The organism is Scandinavium sp. (assembly GCF_051650185.1).
Lineage (GTDB): Bacteria > Pseudomonadota > Gammaproteobacteria > Enterobacterales > Enterobacteriaceae > Scandinavium.
In genome coordinates, this window is the sequence record NZ_JBOFIN010000083.1 from 1 (window position 1) to 13290 (window position 13290).

Annotated in this window: 15 protein-coding genes and 1 pseudogene; 1 reads left to right on the forward strand and 15 read right to left on the reverse strand. The window is 54.1% G+C overall.

Annotated features, from left to right (window positions below; all coding sequences use genetic code 11):
• Positions 1 to 157 precede the first annotated feature (157 nt).
• From ybaK to lysM, 5 genes and pseudogenes are all read right to left on the reverse strand, one after another.
• Positions 158 to 638: pseudogene (ybaK, locus tag ACRCWW_RS10735) on the reverse strand (Cys-tRNA(Pro)/Cys-tRNA(Cys) deacylase YbaK).
• Positions 639 to 838: 200 nt separating this feature from the next.
• Positions 839 to 1642, reverse strand: coding sequence for a TraB/GumN family protein (locus ACRCWW_RS10740; protein WP_438682412.1), 804 nt, complete (start codon positions 1640 to 1642; stop codon positions 839 to 841).
• A 107-nt stretch (positions 1643 to 1749) separates the two neighbouring features.
• On the reverse strand, positions 1750 to 4251 hold the full coding sequence (gene copA / locus ACRCWW_RS10745; RefSeq protein ID WP_438682413.1) for a copper-exporting P-type ATPase CopA: 2502 nt from the start codon (positions 4249 to 4251) through the stop codon (positions 1750 to 1752).
• 181 nt (positions 4252 to 4432) lie between these two features.
• The gene (locus ACRCWW_RS10750) at positions 4433 to 4837 is read right to left on the reverse strand and encodes a YidB family protein (protein WP_438682414.1); all 405 of its coding nucleotides are present in this window, start codon (positions 4835 to 4837) and stop codon (positions 4433 to 4435) included.
• Positions 4838 to 4848: 11 nt separating this feature from the next.
• Positions 4849 to 5304: a peptidoglycan-binding protein LysM gene (lysM, locus tag ACRCWW_RS10755; RefSeq protein WP_438682424.1), complete on the reverse strand. Its 456-nt coding sequence runs from the start codon at positions 5302 to 5304 to the stop codon at positions 4849 to 4851.
• A gap of 237 nt (positions 5305 to 5541) precedes the next feature.
• On the opposite strand from lysM, the gene ACRCWW_RS10760 reads away from it, so the two are divergent.
• On the forward strand, positions 5542 to 5790 hold the full coding sequence (locus ACRCWW_RS10760) for a GlsB/YeaQ/YmgE family stress response membrane protein (protein WP_438682415.1): 249 nt from the start codon (positions 5542 to 5544) through the stop codon (positions 5788 to 5790).
• A gap of 245 nt (positions 5791 to 6035) precedes the next feature.
• Here the strand turns inward: ACRCWW_RS10760 and ACRCWW_RS10765 are convergent, their stop codons facing one another.
• From ACRCWW_RS10765 to ACRCWW_RS10810, 10 genes are all read right to left on the reverse strand, one after another.
• Positions 6036 to 6815 carry a C40 family peptidase gene (locus tag ACRCWW_RS10765; protein WP_438682416.1) on the reverse strand — a complete coding sequence of 260 codons (780 nt, stop codon included), beginning with the start codon at positions 6813 to 6815 and terminating at the stop codon, positions 6036 to 6038.
• A 12-nt stretch (positions 6816 to 6827) separates the two neighbouring features.
• Complete coding sequence (lafU, locus tag ACRCWW_RS10770; protein WP_438682417.1) at positions 6828 to 7775, reverse strand: putative lateral flagellar export/assembly protein LafU; 948 nt, start codon at positions 7773 to 7775, stop codon at positions 6828 to 6830.
• Positions 7768 to 8637, reverse strand: coding sequence for a flagellar motor stator protein MotA (gene motA / locus ACRCWW_RS10775; RefSeq protein WP_438682418.1), 870 nt, complete (start codon positions 8635 to 8637; stop codon positions 7768 to 7770). The genes lafU and motA overlap by 8 nt, the downstream gene beginning before the upstream one ends.
• 7 nt (positions 8638 to 8644) lie before the next feature.
• The gene (locus ACRCWW_RS10780; RefSeq protein ID WP_438682419.1) at positions 8645 to 9346 is read right to left on the reverse strand and encodes a FliA/WhiG family RNA polymerase sigma factor; all 702 of its coding nucleotides are present in this window, start codon (positions 9344 to 9346) and stop codon (positions 8645 to 8647) included.
• A 15-nt stretch (positions 9347 to 9361) separates the two neighbouring features.
• Entirely contained in the window at positions 9362 to 9832 is a 471-nt protein-coding gene (locus ACRCWW_RS10785) for a flagellar basal body-associated FliL family protein (protein ID WP_438682420.1), read from the reverse strand.
• Between the two features lie 12 nt (positions 9833 to 9844).
• Positions 9845 to 10951 (reverse strand): flagellar hook-length control protein FliK, encoded by a 1107-nt coding sequence (locus tag ACRCWW_RS10790; RefSeq protein WP_438682421.1) that lies wholly within the window; start codon positions 10949 to 10951, stop codon positions 9845 to 9847.
• On the reverse strand, positions 10951 to 11256 hold the full coding sequence (locus tag ACRCWW_RS10795; RefSeq protein ID WP_438682422.1) for a hypothetical protein: 306 nt from the start codon (positions 11254 to 11256) through the stop codon (positions 10951 to 10953). The genes ACRCWW_RS10790 and ACRCWW_RS10795 overlap by 1 nt, the downstream gene beginning before the upstream one ends.
• The gene (fliS, locus tag ACRCWW_RS10800; protein ID WP_404660065.1) at positions 11249 to 11644 is read right to left on the reverse strand and encodes a flagellar export chaperone FliS; all 396 of its coding nucleotides are present in this window, start codon (positions 11642 to 11644) and stop codon (positions 11249 to 11251) included. The genes ACRCWW_RS10795 and fliS overlap by 8 nt, the downstream gene beginning before the upstream one ends.
• A gap of 16 nt (positions 11645 to 11660) precedes the next feature.
• The gene (gene fliD / locus ACRCWW_RS10805) at positions 11661 to 12962 is read right to left on the reverse strand and encodes a flagellar filament capping protein FliD (protein ID WP_438682423.1); all 1302 of its coding nucleotides are present in this window, start codon (positions 12960 to 12962) and stop codon (positions 11661 to 11663) included.
• A 194-nt stretch (positions 12963 to 13156) separates the two neighbouring features.
• Positions 13157 to 13290 (reverse strand): flagellin (locus tag ACRCWW_RS10810; protein ID WP_438682425.1); only part of this gene is annotated, 134 nt, incomplete at its 5' end.

Consider the following 13290-nt stretch of genomic DNA (forward strand, 5'->3'; position numbering starts at 1 on the left):
AGTGGGGGTTATCGACCTGAAGAAAAGGTCGATAACCATGGGTAAAGGATGTTAAATAGTGTTCACCATGTCCCCGAACACCTGTCTACCATGTCTCCGGACCGTACACCCTCAAGGGAGAGGGTTAGGGAGAGGGGGAACAGGCAACTCCCAATCTTTAATCTCGCCGCGCAATATCCGCAAACGTCGCATCCAGCATTTTCGCAAGATGCTCTGCCGTCAGCTCAATATCCAGACCGCGTTTACCGCCGGACACATAGATAGTCTCAAACGTTTGGGCAGGCGCATCGATAAGCGTCGGCAGGCGTTTTTTTCTGCCCTAATGGGCTGATGCCGCCCACCAGATAGCCGGTGGTTCGTTGGGCGATCATTGGGTCAGCCATGTCGACTTTTTTCGCGCCCAGCGCTTTTGCGACCTTCTTCAAATCGAGCTGCGTAGCAACGGGTGTTACCGCTACGGCCAGGTGTTTCATATCCCCGTTAACCGCCACCAGCAGGGTTTTGTAAACCTGATCGGCATTGAGCCCCAGTTTACGCACCACTTCATCGCCATAATTGGTTTCATTCGGATCGTGATCGTAGCTGTGAACCTTAAACGGGATCTTGTTTTTTTCGAGTAACTTAACGGCGGGCGTCATAACCATCCTTCTTACAACCGGAGAGAACAGGCTTCAGGATACGCCTGACGGCTGTCGAAAAAATAGTACTATCTTGCGCAATAGTGTTGGCAGTGATGGTTACTTTGAGCGACAATCGAACGATCCGAAGTGCAAACTTCGGGATAATAATAATGATGAAATTCCTCTTTGACGGGCCAATAGAAATATTGGCCATTTTTTTATTTCGACGCTGCGCTCAGCATTGAGGGCAGGTTTCCTTCCCCGTACAAATGCAGGGCGCCCACCGCCACTACGTAACGCCCTGGCGGCAGGGAAAGCAGACGATCCCGCCATGCCAGATTACGCTGATGCATCAATACGTCATACAGCGCATGACTGAAGGTATTCGGCAGCGAAGGGGTTTCACCCGGCGGCTGCTCCAGCCACCAGCCGATCATCACCTGCAACAGCCGCGCATTGGTGTGCCAGTGCGTCAGTGTGTCTTCCAGCAGCGACAATCCGCGATCGGGTAAGTTGCGCAGCAGGTCAATCTGGCTTTGCGCCCCTTCCAGTTCAATGATCTTCCTGTGAGCTTCACGTGCGCAATGCAGCAGCTGGTAATCAATCCCGTAATCAGGGCGAAGGCCCAGTTTCTGCGCCTGTGTCGCCTGAAGCACCATCGCGATTTGCCATAAAGGCTGGCTGTCGAACAGCGCCAGCGAGAGGCCAAGCTCATCGGTAAGCTGTTCCAGCTGCTGGAAACGTGAGGGCAATAAGCGTTCGCTTAGCGGTGGGCAGGGGGGCAGATCGCGAAAGGGCGTTTCTGTGCCGGTAATGTCGGCTTCGACGATCACCGCATCGGCCCGTTGGATCAGGGCGATTAACTTTGGCGGCAGCGGCGACATATCGCGGGTGCCCATGTGAATGCTGCCCACCAGATGCAGTTGCTGCCCGTCAGGAAGAGTGATGTCCAGACCAGGCCAGGGGTAGCGTTTCCCGGACAAGGCGCGTACTAAAGATTTTATTCGTTGAAACAGACCCATACGCGCTCCCTGAAATCAAAGGCCCATGCTAGCGCGTCGGGGATAGGGGCTCAACGCCTAATTCGGGAAGCGGCCCTCAACAAACTCTGTTAAGGGCCAGTCTGCCATCACGCTTTCGGTTTGAAGCGCAGCAGGCGGTTAGCGTTGCTCACCACGGTGATGGACGAAAGCGCCATCGCCGCCCCGGCAACGACCGGGTTTAGCAACGTCCCGGTGAGTGGCCACAGGATCCCGGCGGCAATCGGAATGCCCAGCGAGTTGTAAATAAACGCGCCTAACAGGTTCTGCTTCATGTTCCGCAGCGTGGCCCGTGAAATTGCCAGCGCATCGGCGACCCCGGTCAGGCTGTGGCGCATCAGCGTGATGGCTGCGGTTTCGATGGCGACGTCGCTGCCGCCGCCCATCGCAATCCCGACTTCCGCTTGCGCCAGCGCTGGCGCATCGTTGATACCGTCGCCTACCATCGCCACTTTGCGGCCTTCTGCCTGCAATGTTTTGATGGCTTCGGCTTTGCCGTCCGGCAGCACTCCGGCAATCACTTCATCGATGCCCGCTTCTTTGGCAATGGCGTTGGCGGTGGTTGGGTTATCCCCGGTCAGCATCACCAGACGGTAGCCTTCACGATGCAGACGTTGCAGGGCTTCCACGCTGTCACTGCGCAGCGGATCGCGAATGGCAAACAGTGCCGCAATCTGTCCGTCGATAGCCAATAATACCGGCGTTGCGCCTTGCTCAGCCTGCGCCTGAATTTCAGCGTCACAGGCTGTGGTCACTACGTTTTGCTCGTTCAGCAGCGCCTGGTTCCCCAGCAGCAGCGCACGGCCTTCCGCTTCACCGCTGACACCCAATCCGCGCAGGGTGCGGAAGTTATTCACTTGCGGCAGCACAGCTTCACCGGCTTTCTCAATAATGGCCCGGGCCAGTGGATGGCTTGAACCTTGTTCGAGCGCGGCAGCGAAACGCAGCGATTCTTGAGCATCCACCGCCGCAAAGGTTTTCACGGCAACAACCTGAGGTTTGCCTTCCGTCAGCGTCCCGGTTTTATCAAACACCAGGGTATCAAGCTCACTGGCACGTTGTAGCGCATCGGCATCACGTACCAGCACGCCGTATTCTGCGGCACGTCCGACACCCGCGATAATCGACATCGGTGTCGCCAGACCCAGCGCACAAGGGCAGGCGATGATCAGCACCGTGGTGGCGATCACCAGGGTATAAACAATTTGCGGCGCAGGCCCGAAGACATACCAGATGGCGGCGCTGATAAGCGCAATGGCGACAACCACTGGCACAAACACTGCTGAGATGCGATCCGCCAGTTGGCCGATTTCCGGCTTGCTGCTTTGCGCCTGGCGAACCATACGGATAATCCGCGACAGCGTGGTGTGGCTGCCGACAGCGCTGGCACGGAACAGCACGCTGCCGTCCTGCACGATGGTGCCTGCATGAATGGCTGCGCCATCTGTTTTCTGCTGTGGTACGGGTTCGCCGGTCAGCATGGCTTCATCAAACCAGCCTTCACCCTGGGTAATTTCGCCGTCGACCGGCACGCGATCGCCGGTGGTCAGGCGTAACGTCATGCCCGGCTGTACGTCGGCCAGCGGCACGGATTTCTCACCTTGTTCTGTCACCACTCGTGCGGTCGGTGGCGTGAGGTCGAGCAGTTTTTCCAGCGCTTTCGAAGAACGCTGACGCGCGCGCGCTTCCAGCATGTGGCCGAGGTTAATCAGACCAATGATCATCGCGCTGGCTTCGTAATAGAGGTGGCGAGCTTCCATCGGGAACCATTGGGGCCACAGGTTGACGCTCATCGAATAGAGCCACGCTACGCCTGTGCCTAACGCCACCAGCGTGTCCATCGTCGCGGTGCCGTTTTTCAGGCTTTTCCACGCGCTGGCATAAAAGTGGCCGCCCGCAAAAACCATCACCCCGAGGGTAATGAGGCCGATTGTCAGCCACAGGGAACGGTTAGCTTCGGTGACCATCATGTTGTCGCCGAACATGCCCCAGACCATCACCGGCACGCCGACCAGCAGCGCGACAATCGCCTGCCAGCGGAAGCGTTTCATGGTGGCTATCGCGGTTTCCTGCTGGCGTTCACGGCGCTTCTGATCGTCTTCAATCGCTTCTGCGCCGTACCCAGCTTTTTCCACCGCCTGCACTAAATTTGCGGCGGACGCACTGCCCATCACCAGCGCGGTGCGTTCCGCCAGATTCACCCGTGCCTGCGTGACACCCGGCACCGCGGCAAGCGCATTTTGTACCCGAGAGACACAGCTGGCGCAGCTCATGCCGTTGATCAGCAGCTGTTGGCTGTCATCAAGGTCATCGGCTGCCGGAAGCGCTGAGGGGGCCGCTGTCAGTGCTTCCGACGGGGTTGATGACTCTGTCAGCGGGTTAGCCTTTGGGTGGCTGAGCTCCGCCCCGTATCCAGCTTGTTTAATGGTTTCAATCAGCGCTTCGGCACTGGCGCTACCTGTGACATGCGCTTCAGTGACGGTGACATCAGCCTGGTCAACGTCAGGACGTTGCTCAAGGCTCTCTTTAACGCGTTTGACGCAGTGGCCGCAGGAGAGGCCGTCCAGCGTCAGGTCTATGGTCTCAGACATCATGAACTCCTTAGTGAAGGCCGTTCTGAAGTGGAGCGGCCGCAGCTTTTTTCTGACTGTGATAAAGCTTAAACCTTCCCGCAAGGGTAAGGTCAAGGCGTTCTGAACTTTTCCGTTATCGCTAAGCTGCGGACACAAAAAAAGGCCAGTCATAAACTGGCCTTGAGGGGAGGGGCGTGAATCAGGCCTCGGTTTTATGACCGAGCACGGACAAGCCTGCTTTCACTAAATCGCTGGTTGCTGAGGGCATTAACTCGCCGGAGTGCGACAAACCGTTTACCAGCAGCGGTAAATATTTAGCCAGCAGCGCGGCGGTAGCGTTGACGTCAATCCCGCAACGGTCTGCCAGTTGCTGCAATGCTGGCGCTTTGATAAAGGAAAATACCTGCTGTGGTGAAATCGGCAAATTTTGCTGATTCGACAGCCAGGATTGCAGGATTTTACCCATTCCGAACAGCTTCATTTGCTGAAGAAGGGTCTCCATACCTCCCTGGGAATCAATCCACGAGAGAACCTCGGTTATCAGGATCGGGTTATGCTCTTGCGAACCAGAGAGTTTGTTCAGCAGTGAGGTAAACAGTCCCATAATGCCCTCTCTTACTGTTTCGTGACGAGTTCAGGAATGATCAACTTTTGCCCCGGATAAATGCTATCCGGATGGCTGAGCATCGGCTGATTACTTTCAAAAATGGCCTGGTAGTGATTGGCTGAGCCATAATAGCGGCGGGAAATTGCGCTCAAAGTATCGCCCGATTGTACAGTGTAATACTGGGCTGTCAGGGCAGGGGCGCTGACCGTCAGCGCATTATTAACATCACTGATGCCCTCAATGTTACCCGCTGCAACCACCAGTTTGTCCGCGGTTTGTTGGGTATCAGCGTTGCCCGATAACGAAGCGACACCGCTGTCGTCGATGTTGACATTGATATTGCTTGCGCCCGGCACGTTGAGCGTATTGATATGCGCCTTAATTTTCTCCGCCTTTTCACTGTTGCTGTTATCCGTGTGAAAGAGCTTCTCACCGGCTTCTTTAATAAAATTAATTAATCCCATCGTGATTCCTGTCTTATTTGTTTTGTCTGATAGAAAAAGACTACCACTGGAATGCGCGGGAGTATGCGCAGGTTTGCTGAAAAGTCTGTTCTGATAATCAGAATAGGGGCTGTTAATTCGCTGCGTTGGCAGCGTTCTGATGTTTGAAATATTCATTGTCGTCATTTTATTGACGCTGTCATTGTAACTCTTTAGATTCTGCTGCTCTTTTTATATTAGCAAGGTCAGGAGTTAATTATGGGTATTCTTCTCTGGATTGTCATGGGGTTGATCGTCGGTATTATCGCGAAGTTCATTATGCCAGGTCGTGATGGCAGTGGCTTTATTATGACGGTTATTCTGGGCATTGTAGGGGCGGTTGTCGGCGGCTGGTTAGGTTCAATGCTGGGTCTGGGCACAGTGACCGGGTTTGATGTGCGCAGCATTCTTATCGCTGTGGCAGGCGCGTTGGTGGTTTTGTTTGCCTGGCATAAAATCAGAAACTAAAAGTGGTGACTTCCACGTTGTTGTTTATCATCGGTGACTGTAATAAGTACGCTGAAAGAAGATGAAAGACAATGTGTTTTATAAACTGGAAAAGCGACTTTTAGTTCTTGTGGCAGAAAATAAGGGAAGAGCATGATATAAAATAGACGGTACATGTGAGATATGTTTTCTTCCCTCGTTTTACTTATAGAGTATTATTTTGAGTTCTGCCACCTGGTAACAGGTGGCTTTTTTTTGGGAGTCGATCATCCGTGCTCATCATAAATAACGCGGCGTGAACCCAGATAATGATCTTGCCAGAAATCATCCGTCAGATGACTAATGCGTACATTTAATCCGGTGCGTGGAGCTTCAATAAATTTCCCTTCGCCAAGATACACACCCACGTGATCGGCTTTGGTCTTTTTGTGAATGCCGAAGAAAATGAGATCGCCGCGATGTAGCCTGCTTTTCTTCACACGCTTAAGGTTTTTCGCCGTATACATGCCGTTAGCGGTGCGTGGCAACTTGCGCTTAGTGCTGGTGGTGTACGCATACCAGACAAGGCCGCTGCAATCGAAGCCTGTTTTTGGCGATGCACCACCCCAGACGTAAGGTTTGCCAAGTTGTTTCTTCAGCTTTTTCATGACCTTGACCAGCGAGTGCTCCATTTTCTCGCTCATCTGGACCAGCGGCCACTGGCGGCCCAATGCGCCGGATTTCCAGTGCACTTGTTCTGTCAAAAACTCACGATTTTCGGTGCGCTCAGCTCGCTTTCTGGCGGCGATTTTACGCTTTTGTGAAGGCGTCAGCGGAACGTTCGCCAGCTTGAGTCGGGATTTTGCCAGCAGCTTTTTTCGGTTATTGATGCGTGCCTGCACTTTTTTATCGTGCGTTTTGCGGGCAACGGGTTTGCTGGTTTTCACCGTTGCAGGCTTCGGCTTTGCCAGCACGGTGCCTGGCATTATCCCCAGCCAGCCTGCCAGCAAGACGCAAAGCAGGGCCAATGGCGTTGAGAGTAAAGATGAATTATTGACGTTCCACATTGTCCTGGCTCGCTACTTTCCTTGTGCGATTTTCTCGGCGATTGGCTTTATCACTTTTTCGCCATGCGCCCCGAAGAACTGATACAGCGTGTCGCTGGCGGCGTGGGTTAATACCATGATTTCGATTCGTCGGTTCACGGAGCTTAACGGATCGTCTTTATCGAAAAGCATCTGATCGGCCATGCCACTGACCTGAATCACTTTGGCGGAGTCGAGCCCTGAAGCGGTCAACACGCTGCGTGCCTGAAGTGCACGCTCTCCGGAAAGATTCCAGTTGTTGTAACCTTTATTGTTCTTGTACGGCGTGGCGTCGGTGTGCCCGGTGATAATGATTTTGTTATCCACCTTGTTCAGCTCAGGCGCGAATTCATTCAGCAACTGGTAGAAGAACGGGGTGATTCTGGCGCTGCCACGCTGGAACATCTCGCGATGGCTGTCGTCGGTAATCAGAATACGTAAGCCTTGCGGCACAATGCCTATCTGTAAATTGGACTGCGCGTGCCAGGAGTTGGTGATGCGCATAATGATGCGTGCCAAATCATCCAGCTCATATTTTTGTGTATGGTTGCCGCCGTGAGCTTCACTTTTCTGACTGTGCGCGTTGAGCACGTCAGACAGCTTGAGCTTGCCAATATTCACGCTCTCATTTCGCGGTGCCGTCAGTGGCGAACTTTTGGCATTCGTCGACATCAGGCTCAGGCGGGCACCGTTTCCGTCTGCCTGGCTTAATGGCGTAAGGCTATTACCGTTAAAGACAGAGCTGCCTTCCATTGACTGGAGCAGGGACTGCGTTTTCTCCTGATGGATCGCGCCCATGATCCACAGCACCATAAACAGGGCCATCATCGCGAGGGTGAAATCGGCAAAGGCCACTTTCCACGCCCCACCGTGATGAGCCTGGTGCCCTTTACGCGACGAGCGTTTGATTATTGTGGTGTGGCCTTCGTGCTTATTACGCATCGGCCTCACCTACCATCTGATTCACCCAGCTGTCGAGACGGGCGAAGGTCGGTTTGGCATCGAGCGGCAGCATTTTACGGCCCGCATCCACCGCCAGCAGCGTCGGTTTTCCGGCAACATGGTTCACCAGCACGGTACGTACACACTCAAGCACTGACATTTTGGTTTTGGTGCGCTGTTCCATGGCGTTGGCTAAGGGGTCGAGGAAGCAGTAGCAGAAGAACACCCCGAGGAACGTGCCGACCAAAGCATGCGCCACGCGTTCGCCCACTTCGGCAATTGAGCCATCGATAGACTGCATGGTGATGATGATGCCGAGTACCGCCGCACAAATACCAAACCCAGGCATGGCTTCTGCGGTACGTTGCAGCGAGCGTGACGGTTGCAGCAGATACTCTTCCATCGCCACCAGCTCCTGCTCCAGCAGCCCTTCAAGTTCGTGTTCATTGATTTTGCCCATCGCCATCAGGCGGAAGTTATCGGAGATAAACGTAATCAACGATTTTTCCTGCAAAATCAGCGGGTATCGCTTAAACAACTCGCTGTTTTCTGGCACTTCAATATGTTCGTCCAGCATCTTCAGACCGCCGTCCTGCACCAGTTCCAGCAGTTCATACAGCAGCATCAGCAGCTGACGCTGGTACTCTTCGGTCTGCTCGTTCTTCTGCACCGCGCCACGAATCTGACGCAGCATTTCAGACAGCATATTTTTCGGGTTCGCCAGTACCAGCGCACCCAGCGCCGCGCCGAGGATAATCACTATCTCGCCAGGCGCCCACAGCGCCATTAAATTCCCGCCGGAATAAATAAAGCCGCCAGCCACGCAGGCAATAACAAAGGAAAGGCCTAATAATTTCTGCATAAGGGGTTCACTTCTGGAAATACGTTTGAATTTTCTCAGTAATCTTTTTATTGAGCTGACACACTCTGGCCTCGGTGAGATCGAGGACCAGGGCGATTTCTTTCAGGCTCAACTCTTTTTGGTAATAGAGCGTCAGGATCAATTGCTCCCTCTCATCCAGACTGGCGATAGCCGAGTGCAACGTGTTACTCATGATCACGTCGTCTTCCAGTTGTCGGGTGTTCATGGTGCTGTCCTGAACGCCTTTACTCAGTAAATCATCAAGGCTTTCCAGAGAGCTGGCGCAATCCAGCTGTAAATGCTCCTGATACTCCTCTGCCGTAATGGAGAGCCGGGCCTGAATATCCTCAAACGTCGGCGTTCGCCCCAGTTCACGGCCAAGCTGGCGAATGGCATCATTCAGTTTGTGTGTCTTTTGGCGCAAACGACGAGGTCGCCAGTCAAGCTGGCGAAGTTCGTCGAGGATCGCACCACGAATACGTTGCGCCGCATAGGAAGCAAACTGCTCATCAGGGTGTCCATAACGGCGTAAGGCCGTCAGCAGCCCCATCAGGGCAATCTGTTCCATATCATCCTTGTCGATAACGCTGCTGGTCTGATAAGCAAGCTGCTTAATCATCTTGTGAACCAGCGGCAGCCAGGCCTGAACGTACTTCGCCTCCTCGGCTGCCGTCAGCTTATCTTTGGCAATAAAATCCATCATTATCATTACGTCACAGTCGTCTTACTGATAAACCATTTTGCTGATGATCACGTCGGTGAACGGCTTCTCGGTTTGCAGTTTGATAAAGCGAGCGGTGTAAGCCGCCAGCAATTTTTGGCGAAGGGTATCCATCGGCATCTCGCGCAATGCGTCATAGTCCATTGCTGAAAGCAGCGTCACCGTGGTGCCGCGAAGCACCGGCGAGAGCTCATTCACCTTCTTCTGGCCTTCTTCGTCACTGGTGGCAAACGCCAGATCCATTTGCAGGTAGTGCTGCTGGTGGGCGGCGGTTTGCAGGGTCACCACCACATTTTTGACTTCAATAAACTTCTGCGGCTTGCTCTCTTTTTTACTGGAGAACAGTCCGTTGCTTTTGGTGATATCAACCCCATTGCGGGCCAGCATCTGAGTGCCGTATATCGTGATAATGGCGGTAAGAACCGAAATAATTACCGCGCCGATAATGCCAAAGGCGACTTTTTTGATTGTCATTTTTTATGCTCGCTACACAGTCAGTAAAACCGACTCATCATCCTGATGAGAGGAGTAATTTTCGTCTTCTGCCATCTCGGCGTTGGCAAATACGGCTTCGTTCTGATCGGCAAACGCCTGCTGGCGATTGTCCTGTTGCTGACCCGGATGCTGCGAAGAAACCTGTACGTTCACCTGCACAAAGTTTTGCTCAACCAGCGTCTGGCGAAGATCGTGACTTACCTGTTGCAACGCCCGGTATACATCGCCATGGCTGGCGTTGATGTGGACCTGCATCCGCCCATTGTCGAGCTGCATCGAAATATCGATTTTCCCCATGTTCGGCGGATCAAGCCGAATGGTGGCGTGCTGGATTTTGTCCTTCATCTGCACCTGAAGACGATCGCCCAGCGCCGAATGCAGTTGCTCAGACCAGCGGGAGTTTTCATCGCTCAGCTTGACGTCCGGCAGCGTAAAGCGGGCATTCTTGTCCGCTCCGGTTGTCGGCTGAGCTGCCATCTCCTGAGCCGATGCCGTGCTGGTAGATTCCGTATTCATCGGCACTGATTGAACGGCATTCATCTGCGCCATTTCCTGCGTGGTCGCGGCGACAGGGCGCGTTGCCACCAGCTTCACGCTGGTACCGTGTGTCTGTTGCGCGGTGGTGGCCTCGCTGTCTTGCTGCTGCGCTTGCCCCTGCAACAATGGCTGAACCTGGCTTTGAGCCGAAGCGTTTTGTGTATTCGCCTCACGAGACTGCAACATCGCCGTATCCACGTTGTGCTCCGGCTTTTCGCTGTTGCCTTTTACTGGCAGCGATTTCACCGGATGCTGGCTGGCGGTCAGCAGAGATTCGAGGATAGCCATCGCCGCGGAATCGTCCGTACCTTCCGGCGTTTCTGCCTGATGCTGTTCCACGGCGTCCGTGATTTTCTCACCGATTTTCTGTCGACCGGCGTCACCGTTCAGTGCGGTCATTAGCGTTGCCAGCGTGTTGTCAAAACCTGGCTTTATCCCTTCAGCCGAGCCGTTTGCCGTCTCACCCTGCGCGACAATGTTTAATGCGTCTGCCACGCTTTTTACGGCGGGCAATGCCTGGCCTGGCATGTCCGGCGCAGCCTGGGGATTCATCACCTGCATTAGCGTTCTCCTTCCATTGTCATAAACGCGGCATAGGCGGTTGCCCCTTCCTGGTTCTTGCGCGTCCGGGCCATTTTTTCTTCCAGCACCGCACTTTCCTGCTGGCAGAACTGGTAAACGCGCTGGTGCAGCTTGCGCAGTTCGGCCAGCTCACGCTGAAGGGCAGGGCTGAGCGCCCGGCCTTTTAGCGAGGTCAGAAACAGGGCAATCTGCTTATCGACCTGCTGAACCTTCAGCCACTCCTTTTGACTGGCAGCCTGCTCCAGTTCGCGAGCAAGCCACGGGATCAGCGTCAGATCATCCATTCTTCTGCCCCATCTTTTCCCAGCCGTCCTGAATATTGCTGAGGATCTTCTCGACCTCATCAATGCTCTCGGTAGAGAGCTTGTGGCTGGCGTCATACAGACGGTAGACGCAGTAGTCGTAAAGATTTGCGAGGGTGAGCGCGAGCTCACCCCCATTTTCGAAATCCAGCGCACTGGTCAGCGCGTTGAGAATATCGATGCACTTGTTAATGCTTTTGACTTTGCGCTCGAAGCGACGAGCCGCAATGTGGCTCTTCGCACGAACGAGTTCGTCCATCAGTCCCTTGAATAAGATCAATACCAGCTGGTGCGGGTTTGCCGCCGCTGCCTGAATCGCAAGGTCTGATTGCTGATACTGGCCGAAGCCTTCTTGATTGTTTCCGTACATAACTGCTTAAAATTCCTTACGCTAAGCCAAACATACTCATGGTGTTGTTGATTGACTGCATGGTGGTTTGAAGCTGAGTGAACTGCGTCAGATAACGGTTGTAGGCGTTGTCATAGCGCGTGTTCATCGCATCGGTTTTGGTGTCGATATCACTTTGCTTTCTGTCCAGCGTCTCCTGCTGGCCTTTCAGCAAGCCATCGGTGGAGCTCAGATAGCGGTCCAGAGACTTATCAATCGACTTCAGCATGCCGTTGTTGCCGTTGAAGAAGTCGGTGAATGACTCCGGATCTTTGCTCAACTGGTCTTCCAGTTTGTCGCTGTCAATTTCCAGCATGCCGTCGCTGCCTGCGGTGATACCAAACTCATTGAGCTGGTGATCGCCATAGGTCTGACGCAGCACGCTGTTCAGCGTGTTATCCAGCGCCATCATGTTGGCGTCACCGGCAAACGCACCACGATCCGTGCCGTCACTCCCGGTTTTCGTCAGAGAGTCGAGGGTGCTTTCCAGGGTGTTGTAGGCATCGACAAACGCCTGCGCCTGGTTTTTGGTTTCCTCGGTGTCGGTACCAATCTTGATGACCAACGGTTTGCCCGGTTCAGTGGTGCCCGTCAGGTCGATAGTCACGCCATCGACAATCCCATCCAGCGTGTTAGTGCTGTTGGTGAACTGCATGCTGCCCATGCTGAACTGCGCATCTTGCGCTTCAGCAATCGTGGTGCCGTTCGCAAACAGCGAAGCAGCATCGCCGCTCATGCTCAGGGTATTTTTCGCCCCGGTTTCGTCGCTGCTGAGCATCATCGTGACGTTGCCGTCGGTGCGCACCAGCGAAGCCGTCACGCCCGGATTGTCTTCTGAGCCGTTGATCTGCGCGGTCAGTTCGCCCAGCGTGTTCACATCATCCATATTGACGGTGAAGCTCTGCGCGTCATCGCCCTGGCCGAGGGTGATGGTGACGTCACCGGTGGCATTTTTCACCGCATCGTCGGTCAGGTCGGCGTAGCCAATCTGCTGCGCTGAAGCCATCTGCGTGACATCGAGGCTATAGGTGCCTTTTCGCGCAGCCGAGTTAGTCGTAATCGACGCGATGTTTTCCTGATTCATCGTCGCGGTGGTTTTCAACATGCCGTCGTCGGACTTGTTGAGATCGTTCACCGCGGTGCGGAAATCGGTCAGTGCTGATTTCAGCTTTGTCAGCGCGTCCTGCTGCGATTTCAGGGTGGTGGTCTGGCGAGACAACGCATCCTGAGTGGCCATGATGTCGTAGCTGGCCATCTGCTGTGCCAGCGTTTGCGGATCAATGCTGCTTATATCGGTCATTTTTCTCTCCTTGAGGCCTGACGACTCGCTATGGATATAGCAAGACCCGTGCCAAGTTTTATAATGTATTTTTATCAGTGGGTTAGGTATGAAGGGGAAGGGGGATTTCCCCAAAAAGGCCGAAGGGCGGAAAGCCTGCGGCTGAAACAAAAACACCGCCATACAGCGGTGTTTTTCACATCAGAACGTGGGGATTAGCCCAGCAGAGACATCACCATGCCGGACATGCTGTTGGACTGCTTCAGCATCGACATAGAGGTCTGGGCCAGCATCTGGTTGCGGCTCATGTTGGAGGCTTCGGTGGCGAAGTCCGCGTCGGTGATGTTGC

Excerpts from the sequence above, each read along its gene's own strand:
- ACRCWW_RS10785 (WP_438682420.1), bottom strand. The coding sequence starts at position 9,832 with ATGACAATCAAAAAAGTCGCCTTTGGCATTATCGGCGCGGTAATTATT.
- ACRCWW_RS10765 (WP_438682416.1), bottom strand. The coding sequence starts at position 6,815 with ATGTGGAACGTCAATAATTCATCTTTACTCTCAACGCCATTGGCCCTG.
- lafU (WP_438682417.1), bottom strand. The coding sequence starts at position 7,775 with ATGCGTAATAAGCACGAAGGCCACACCACAATAATCAAACGCTCGTCG.
- lysM (WP_438682424.1), bottom strand. The coding sequence starts at position 5,304 with ATGGGATTAATTAATTTTATTAAAGAAGCCGGTGAGAAGCTCTTTCAC.
- ACRCWW_RS10760 (WP_438682415.1), top strand. The coding sequence starts at position 5,542 with ATGGGTATTCTTCTCTGGATTGTCATGGGGTTGATCGTCGGTATTATC.
- fliS (WP_404660065.1), bottom strand. The coding sequence starts at position 11,644 with ATGTACGGAAACAATCAAGAAGGCTTCGGCCAGTATCAGCAATCAGAC.
- ACRCWW_RS10780 (WP_438682419.1), bottom strand. The coding sequence starts at position 9,346 with ATGATAATGATGGATTTTATTGCCAAAGATAAGCTGACGGCAGCCGAG.
- ACRCWW_RS10740 (WP_438682412.1), bottom strand. The coding sequence starts at position 1,642 with ATGGGTCTGTTTCAACGAATAAAATCTTTAGTACGCGCCTTGTCCGGG.
- copA (WP_438682413.1), bottom strand. The coding sequence starts at position 4,251 with ATGTCTGAGACCATAGACCTGACGCTGGACGGCCTCTCCTGCGGCCAC.
- motA (WP_438682418.1), bottom strand. The coding sequence starts at position 8,637 with ATGCAGAAATTATTAGGCCTTTCCTTTGTTATTGCCTGCGTGGCTGGC.
- ACRCWW_RS10795 (WP_438682422.1), bottom strand. The coding sequence starts at position 11,256 with ATGGATGATCTGACGCTGATCCCGTGGCTTGCTCGCGAACTGGAGCAG.
- ACRCWW_RS10750 (WP_438682414.1), bottom strand. The coding sequence starts at position 4,837 with ATGGGACTGTTTACCTCACTGCTGAACAAACTCTCTGGTTCGCAAGAG.
- ACRCWW_RS10790 (WP_438682421.1), bottom strand. The coding sequence starts at position 10,951 with ATGCAGGTGATGAATCCCCAGGCTGCGCCGGACATGCCAGGCCAGGCA.
- fliD (WP_438682423.1), bottom strand. The coding sequence starts at position 12,962 with ATGACCGATATAAGCAGCATTGATCCGCAAACGCTGGCACAGCAGATG.